Origin of the sequence: Pseudovibrio flavus, assembly GCF_009711345.1 — a bacterium.
GTDB classification, from domain to species: domain Bacteria; phylum Pseudomonadota; class Alphaproteobacteria; order Rhizobiales; family Stappiaceae; genus Pseudovibrio; species Pseudovibrio flavus.
Map to the genome: position 1 here is coordinate 41,222 of NZ_SMMA01000059.1, position 8,252 is coordinate 49,473.

Here is an 8,252-nt window from a genome sequence, read left to right on the forward strand (position 1 = left end):
AACCTGCATCATTTGGTCGCAACGGCACAGTTAGGTAACTTACTGATGCCGCAGGGTTCGTATAGCATCCACTCGTTACAAAATGACTTCTCCAACGCCACGCCAAAAACATGGTGATTACGGGCTGGTACGCATGGACACTAATTGCGAATGATTTTCATTCGCACAATACTTGAGGACATAATTCAGGTTTAGTTTTCACTGAGGCCACCCCTGCTTGTGACGAGGCTTGCTCTGCCCCGACACACAGAACAACAAGAATCCAACCAAAGCCAATTGATGCACGGACTTCATTCTCTTTTTGCCGAGACCACCGGCAGCCCCATACAAAACGCGTTTAAAAAACGCGGTTCGCACATGCCCGGTTCTGCGTCGAAGGAAGTACCGGAAGACGAAAGACAACAGCTGTTTGCACGGCTAAAAACGCAGAAACGTCAAGGGCCTGCGGTTATGTACCTGCATGTTCCCTACTGCGCGAACCACTGTCTTTTCTGCGGCTTTTATCGTAATAAATGGACCGAGGATTCTTCGGCTCCCTACACGGATGCATTGATAAAAGAGCTGCGTATGATGGCCGATACAGAGGCCGGTCAGAGCGCGCCCATCAATGCCGTTTATTTCGGCGGCGGCACACCGACAGCGCTGCACGCCAAGGATCTAGCTCGTCTTATCCGCGAAATCCGATATCTCTACCCTCTCGCGCCAGATTGCGAAATCACCGTTGAAGGCCGCATATTCCACTTCGATGATGCAAAGGTCGATGCCTGTCTGGATGCGGGCGCGAACCGGTTCTCAACGGGCGTTCAGTCCTTCAATACCCGCGTGCGTCAGCGTATGGGCCGTAAAGCGAGCGGCGAAGAAGCGCGTCGTTTTTTTGAGGGCCTTAGAGATCGCAATCGCGCAGCTATCGTCTGCGATCTGATTTTGGGTTTGCCCTATCAAGATGACGAGGTTTGGCACAATGACCTTCAGACCGTTATCGATCTGGAGCTTGACGGCGTCGATCTCTACACACTTGCAGTGTTTCCCGGCAGCCCACTTTCCCGTTCAATTGAAAAGGGTAAATGCGAAGCGACCCGCCCGCTGCCCGAGCAAGGTTTGATGTACCAGCACGGCCTTGAGTTTTTGGACCAGCACGGTTGGCGGCAGCTTTCCTCCAGTCACTGGGGACGGCGTACGAGAGAGCGCAACCTATACAACGGGCTCGTTAAATCTGGTAGCGACTGTCTCGCCTTCGGCTCTGGCTCCGGCGGCAATCTCAATGGCTATTCATACGGTGTGACGGGCGACCTTGCTGCCTACTTCGATCAGATCGAAAACGGCTTAAAACCGCTTAGCCGTATTCAGGCACAAGACCCACTTGCGCCAGCGCTGAATGAACTGGCAGGCGGCATTGAAAACATGCGCCTCGACCTTGCGCTGGTTGAAGCTGCCCATCCGCTGGCTGGCGGCTTTAAAGACACTGCTCTTCAACTCCTCGAAAACTGGCAGGCTGCTGGCCTCATAGAAGGCTCTGCCGTCATCAAGCTCACCACTGCGGGCAAGTTCTGGCATCAAACGCTTTTGACCAATCTGAAACTTGCTCTGCGCCACCACATTTCTCTCCAACCCTCCTAAGAGACGATATGACTGATAAACTTGCCGCCCTTTCTGCAAAGCTTGCTGAAAACCCTGCTGTTCTGCTGGAAACCGTTGCAACCGAAGAAGGTATTACACTTCTGGAAGCGGTCCGCTGCTTGCCTGAAACCATGTGGCACGAAATCGAAGGCGATGCCTTTGACCGGATCATCCAAGCCCTGCCGTCTTTGGGCGAGGTCACCACCGTTTGCAACACAGGTTCCATGATTTTTGAAGTCTCCGGCGTTTTCCCTGAAGGGACCTACGCGCGTGGTTTTTATAACCTGAAGAAAACTGCTGGCGGCTTTTCCGGCCACATCAAGGCTGACGCATGCACTTCCATCGTGTTTATGGAGCGCCCATTCTTCACCAGCAAAACCGCGTCCATCAACTTCTTTGATGCAATCGGCGCCTGTTACCTGAAAGTGTTCTTGAAGCGCGATGCTGACGGCAACATTCTTGCCGACCAGCTCGCGACCTTGAAGTCGTTGGTTGGCTGCGCTGCCTAAAACAAAAACCCCGCCTGAGCAATCAAGCGGGGTTTTCTTTTACCGGTCTGATGGGGCGCTTATTTTCGCGTACCGTTGCGATCTTCACTGATCACGACTTCAAAGCCTTCGAACTGCGGGCCACCCAGATACAAGTGCTTGCGGGCACCTGCACCTTTGTGTGCTTCTTTAAATGCCTCAGACTTTGTCCAAGCAACAAAGTGGTCATATGTTTCCCAGATAGTATGGGAAACATAGAGGGTGTGGTCCTCAGCTTTAGGGCCTTTGAGCATTTTAAATTCCACATAACCTTCCAAGCCTACCAAACGGCCCTCACGGCTACGCCATACGTTTTCGAACTCTTCTTCGTGTCCAAGAACAATCTTGAAGCGGTTCATTGCGATATACAAAGCGCGTATTCCTTTGCTTTTAGTAGGTGCGGATTAACCGCCAATGCGGGTTTTGAAAGTGAACATGACGGTACGACCGCGTGAGTTTTCCTGGAAACGGTAAGGGCGGTAATTCTCGTCGAAAAGGTTATCAACGTGCAGGCTCAAGGTCGTGCCTTCTTTAGGCTCATAAGCCGCGAAGAGGTTTACGACGTTGTAGCTATCGCTGGCATCCGACGCACTCGCAACATCATCCTGCGCGGCAACCGCTTCCCACTGAACACCGAAGCGTGCTTTTTCTTCCAATGCGCGGAAGCCCAAGGTGGTTACGAACTTGTTGGCAGGAATGGATTCCAGATAACCACCATCAGTCTCGTTGTAGCCTTTCTGGATTGTTCCAGCGACACCTGCAAACATCCAACCAGTATCGTATGCCGCTTCCAGCTCGACGCCTTCGATGCGAGCGTCTCTGATATTACGATTTTGGACTGCATCGTACGGCAGGCTGGAGCAACTACCTGATAGACAAAGGTACTCGTAATCGATGAAGTCCTTTACGTCATTACGAAATACAGTTGCTTTTACACGCAGTTGATCTTCTGGCTTAAAGAGACCTTCTCCCGCATAATTAACGCCAGCTTCCAAATTTTTTGCAGTTTCTGCTTTAAGGTCCGGGTTAGGAATAAACTCAAAGGGAGCTGAGGGGCCATGGCTTCCGCTTATGAGCGTTTCTGTAATACTTGGAGCTCGGTAGCCTTCCGCGTAGGTCCCGTAGAACTGAAGCCCAGAGAACGCTGTATCTTCAAATGGGGTTACACCCAAAGTGATTTTAGGAGAGAGACGATGGCCCGTATTTTCAGTAGTTCCACCCTCGAGCTGATATGCATCAAAACGCAGACCACCGATTACCTGAAGCCACTCGCTGTACTCTACAGTATCTTGAACAAATGTGCCAAATACTTGAAGTTTACCAGACGGCGTGTAAAGGCTGCCCACGCCTTTCGGATCGTAGGTATCGACGGTATCCTGATAGGCATCCAGTCCATACGTTAAGGCATGGCGGAAAGAACCTGTTTCCAGAAGGCTAGTATTGTTTAGATCAAACCCAATCGTATTGACTTCGAATGTACGAGCTTGGCCTGCAAGCGCAGGATCCTGAAGATACTCTTGTTCACGATCTGTATTGGTCCAGTAGGCACTGGCTCGCAAGTCTAAGAGATCGCTGGAAAGGCTCGTAAATTCATAGTTGGCGGTTAGAGTGTTATCAACAATGGTATCTTTGTAAGTCGAGCTTCCGTATTTGGATTCCTTGTGGTTGATAAAGTCATCGGTGTTACGAATGTAACCAAGAACTAAACGCTGCTCATCATTAAGATCAATCTCGGCTTTAAACATTCCACGCAGAATATCGCTGCCAGAGTCGGCGACTTCTAAACCATTACCATCCTTATAATTAAAATTTCGACGCAAGGTCATCGAGCCAAGCGCTGCGACATTCTCGTTCAGCCGAACCGCTGCGGTGTGCCCTGTTGCCCAGCCGTTGTTCGTGCTGTAGCGCAACATGGATTCCAGTGCCCACGTCTCATCCCCATGAAGGATGTCGCTCGGGTTTTTCGTGCGGAAACTGACCACACCACCGATAGCGCCCGAGCCATAGGCATTGGCAACAGGGCCCTTGATAATCGTCGCGTCTACAAGGAACTCAGGCTCAACGTAGAAAGAGCCACTAGACAGACCGTGGCCAGACTGTTGGAAATTCTGTCGTGCACCATCGATGTTAACTGCTACGCGCCCCTGGCCTTCAAGCCCTCGAAGGTTAACGCTCGCACCTGTGTCATCGGAATTGGCAGCAATCGCGATACCCGGAACGCCGCGCATCAGCTCCAAAACGGTGTTCGCGTTGGTCTGTTCCTGCGCCTGCTCACCGACAACGCTTACAGAGGCCAGCTCTTCAATTGCTGCCCCTTCGCCCTTGGAGGCTGTAACCGTAATTGTGTCGAGTGAAGTGATACCTTCTTGCGCGTAAGCGCTGGAAAAAAGGCAAAGCGATGCCAAGGCTGTTCCGGCACGAAACATCCCTAGCCGCACGGTTCTACCGCCCATGAGGCCCCCAAAAAACCAATTTGACAATACCCTGCCGACTGCTTGAACACCCCGTTCAAGTCACTGCAAGTAAAATGATATTTTCCCCGCGAATGCACAAAGCATGCGTTCGCCGATGTTGATTTTTTATATAAACCTGAATTATAGAGTCAAGATATAAATTGCAAGTTATTCGCAATTGCAATTAAGGGGTCGTGGGTGTGTCTGCCTTTGCTGCACTGTGCACGCTCGCCAAGAAGAGTTAGGGGATTGGCGATGATCAATTATGTCAAATCGGCGCTTCGATTGAGCTTAAGCTCTTTGTTTTTATCTGTTTTTGCCATGCCACATCTGGCAGCTGCGGAAGATACCGCACCACAACGGATTACATCTGTTGGATCGTCTATAACTGAAATTATCTATGCTTTAGGCGAAGAGGACCGACTCGTAGCGGTAGACACCACTAGCCTTTACCCACCAGAAGCGCAGAAGCTACCAAATGTTGGTTACATGCGCGCCCTGAGCGCTGAAGGTCTGCTTTCTGTCGAGCCTGACCTTGTGCTCATGGTTGAAGGCTCCGGACCGGAAAACACTCTGGACGTGTTGAAGGCTTCTTCGGTTCCGATCATCCCTATCCCTGAAGAGCATTCTCTGGATGGCGTGAAAGCAAAAATTGAGAAGGTTGCAGCTGCTCTTTCCGTTGAAGACAAAGGTAAAAAACTCATCGCCGCTTTTGACAAAGATGCAGAGGCACTTGCGAAAATTACAGCAGCAATGCCAGCAAAACCTTCTGTCATGTTCGTGCTTTCTGTTGGCTCGGACCGTTTGATGGTTTCTGGCCTCAACACGGGCGCAAATGCTGCAATTGAGCTTGCTGGTGGCCGCAACGCCATGGATACCTACGACGGATACAAGCAGGTAACCGTTGAAGCAGTAGTCGAAGCGCAGCCGGATATCATTTTGCTAAGCAAGCGCCTTCAAACGGACAAACCGGAAGAAAAGCTTGCTGCAATTCCGGGCATTGAATTGACGCCTGCTGGCCAAAATGAAGCGTTCGTCACCATGGACGCGGTCTACCTTCTCGGGTTCGGTCCACGCGCTGCAAGTGCAATCAAAGACCTTTCTGTGAAACTCTCCGAACTGGCATCTTAGAGGCGCAGTACGATGTCTTTATCCGCTACCGCGTCTTCCATGGATAAGTCGGTTTGCACCTTGGGCGCATCCCCTGCCCGCAGTTATGCCATTCCGGTTTTGGCGGGGGTGCTGCTCAGCGTTATTGTCGTCTCCATTGCCATTGGTCCATCATCGGTTTCATTCAACGCGCTCTTCCAAGGCATCATGAATGCCTTTGGAGCTGGTGAGCCTATGTCCATGCGCGATCATGTGGTGCTCTTCGACATCCGCTTACCGCGCACCATAATGGGCTGCATGATTGGCGCATCTCTTGCGGTATCCGGCGCTATGATGCAGGGGCTGTTTCGCAACCCGCTTGCTGATCCTGGCATTGTTGGCGTCTCTTCAGGCGCTGCTTTTGCTGCCGTTTCCGTAATTGTTTTGGGTTCCATGCTTCCCGCAAGTATCGCAGCGCTCACAGGCTCCTTCCTCCTGCCTTTAAGCGCCTTTGGCGGCGGTCTGATTTCCACCCTACTGCTCTACAAAGTCTCAACGCGGGGCGGAGAAACGTCCGTTGCGACCATGCTTTTGGCGGGTATCGCGCTGTCCGCTATTACCGGAGCATTCACGGGTCTCATCGTTTTTCAAAGCGATGATAATCAGCTTAGAGACTTTACGTTTTGGTCCATGGGCAGCCTTGGTGCAGCAACATGGGGCCGGATCGCTTCCATTGCCCCTTTTGTACTAGCACTGCTTATCTCCATTCCGTTTCTAAGCAGGGGCTTAAACGCCCTTCTTCTTGGTGAAGCCGAAGCCTTTCACCTAGGCTTTGATCGCCAAAAACTGAAACGCTGGATAATTCTTGTGGTAGCGGCTGCAACAGGAGCTGCCGTTTCAGCAGCAGGAGCGATCGGGTTCGTTGGTATTGTGGTGCCGCATATTCTGCGGTTGGTTTTGGGGCCAGATCACAGGCTGCTACTTCCCGCTAGTGCCATGCTTGGCGCCTCTTTGCTTGTGGGAGCTGATGTCGCTTGCCGCATAATCGTTGCACCTGCCGAGTTACCAATCGGAATATTGATGGCGATGATCGGGGCACCGGTATTCCTTAGTATTTTGCTGAGCAAACGCTCACTCTTCACTTTCTAGCGCGGCTGGAACACACAGGAGAAAAACACATGTTTTCAGCCAGTAAGATCAGCTTGAAGCGCGGTGGGCGCAACATTCTTCATGATCTGGACTTTGAAGCAAAGGCTGGTGAGCTGACGGTTATCATTGGGCCGAACGGTGCGGGCAAGTCTTCCCTGCTCAAGTGCCTGAGCGGCGAAACTACTCCTTCCAGCGGACAAGTTTTGTTGGACGGCATTCCTCTCCAAGAGCTGCGCAGCGAGCAACTCGCAGCACGGCGCGGAGTGTTACCACAAGCATCATCACTGAGCTTTCCCTTCACCGTTCACGAGGTTGTTGGCCTTGGTATTGGAGCAGGTATTTCCGGTTTGCACGGACGTCAGCGGGACCTGCGAATAATGGAAGCGCTGGAGACCGTTGATATGGCAAGGCATGCCAATAGCAGCTATCAGGTGCTCTCCGGCGGGGAAAAACAGCGCGTTCATCTGGCCCGCGTACTCTGTCAGGTATGGGATCCGGTTCGAGAGGGAAAGCCAAACGCCTTATTTCTCGATGAACCCACTTCCAGTTTGGATTTAAAACACCAGCTCGATTTGTTGGGATTGGTGAAAAATTACGCCAAGGCTGGTGGCTGCGCCATCGCCATTTTGCACGATATCGACCTTGCAGCCGTTTATGCAGACAAGGTTTTGGTGCTGAGTGATGGTACCTCTCACTCATTCGGAGTGCCCAAGGATACGATCAACTTCTCAATGCTTCAGGAGGTCTATCACCTCTCCAAGGAGATGATCGAAACCAAATGGGCCGCGCAAAACACTTTTGCGATGGCGGGTTAGATTGCCAGCACTGCAATAACGAACGCAAAAAAGGCGGGCTCGACCCGCCTTTTCCTATTCGTAATGGCCTACTTCATCTTGAAGTCTATCGGCAACCGAAGCCCCATCGGCTTGCTTCCTAAGCTGTTTGGGAACTTGCCAAAAGGTGCTGCCCGCTTAACCGCAGCGAGCGCCGCCTTATCAAAAAGCGGGTTTCCACTTCCCCTTACGACCCTAAGACCGCTAATGCTGCCGCTTGGCTCTACGGAGAATGAGACAACAACCGAACCCTCCAAACCACGGCGGCGAGCCTTGGAAGGGTAGCTACGCTGCACAGCCCGCTCCAGCTTTCTAATCAGCCGTCCCTTGTAGTTCTCGCGGTCTGCATTACCGCTTTCGGCTGACTGATTGCGTTTACCGCTCGCCTTCGCCTCACCTTTAACTTGCTTGCCTTGGGCACCCTTTACGCTGTTATGCGCAGCTCCCGCCACTTTCGGCGGCTTCTTGCTTTGGGTGACCTTCGGACGAGGTGGCGCAGCACGAGGCACAGGCACAGCCGCCACCTCGGGTTCATTCAGCTCTTCAGCATTAACTTGTGCCGCCTGCTCTGGCTCTGGCTCTGG

The 8,252-nt window shown here is 52.0% G+C and carries 8 protein-coding genes; 5 read left to right on the forward strand and 3 right to left on the reverse strand.

The window, feature by feature from the left end:
• The first annotated feature begins 279 nt into the window (after positions 1–279).
• Positions 280–1,617, forward strand: coding sequence for a heme anaerobic degradation radical SAM methyltransferase ChuW/HutW (hutW, locus tag E1162_RS07650; protein ID WP_155128961.1), 1,338 nt, complete (start codon positions 280–282; stop codon positions 1,615–1,617).
• An 8-nt stretch (positions 1,618–1,625) separates the two neighbouring features.
• A complete protein-coding gene (gene hutX / locus E1162_RS07655) occupies positions 1,626–2,126 on the forward strand; it encodes a heme utilization cystosolic carrier protein HutX (protein ID WP_155128963.1) in 501 nt (166 codons plus the stop codon).
• A gap of 59 nt (positions 2,127–2,185) precedes the next feature.
• Here hutX and hmuQ read toward each other — a convergent pair whose 3' ends face one another.
• Both hmuQ and E1162_RS07665 read right to left on the reverse strand, forming a co-directional pair.
• The gene (gene hmuQ / locus E1162_RS07660; protein WP_155128965.1) at positions 2,186–2,515 is read right to left on the reverse strand and encodes a heme-degrading protein HmuQ; all 330 of its coding nucleotides are present in this window, start codon (positions 2,513–2,515) and stop codon (positions 2,186–2,188) included.
• A gap of 33 nt (positions 2,516–2,548) precedes the next feature.
• The gene (locus E1162_RS07665) at positions 2,549–4,597 is read right to left on the reverse strand and encodes a TonB-dependent hemoglobin/transferrin/lactoferrin family receptor (RefSeq protein WP_155128967.1); all 2,049 of its coding nucleotides are present in this window, start codon (positions 4,595–4,597) and stop codon (positions 2,549–2,551) included.
• Positions 4,598–4,852: 255 nt separating this feature from the next.
• On the opposite strand from E1162_RS07665, the gene E1162_RS07670 reads away from it, so the two are divergent.
• From E1162_RS07670 to E1162_RS07680, 3 genes are read left to right on the forward strand one after another with little or no spacing between them, the layout of a single operon-like run.
• On the forward strand, positions 4,853–5,728 hold the full coding sequence (locus tag E1162_RS07670; protein WP_155128969.1) for a heme/hemin ABC transporter substrate-binding protein: 876 nt from the start codon (positions 4,853–4,855) through the stop codon (positions 5,726–5,728).
• Positions 5,729–5,740: 12 nt separating this feature from the next.
• Complete coding sequence (locus E1162_RS07675; protein WP_257098756.1) at positions 5,741–6,835, forward strand: FecCD family ABC transporter permease; 1,095 nt, start codon at positions 5,741–5,743, stop codon at positions 6,833–6,835.
• 29 nt (positions 6,836–6,864) lie between these two features.
• Positions 6,865–7,650 carry a heme ABC transporter ATP-binding protein gene (locus E1162_RS07680; RefSeq protein ID WP_155128971.1) on the forward strand — a complete coding sequence of 262 codons (786 nt, stop codon included), beginning with the start codon at positions 6,865–6,867 and terminating at the stop codon, positions 7,648–7,650.
• A 68-nt stretch (positions 7,651–7,718) separates the two neighbouring features.
• Here the strand turns inward: E1162_RS07680 and E1162_RS07685 are convergent.
• On the reverse strand, positions 7,719–8,252 hold a 534-nt coding region (locus tag E1162_RS07685), incomplete at its 5' end, for an energy transducer TonB (RefSeq protein WP_257098759.1).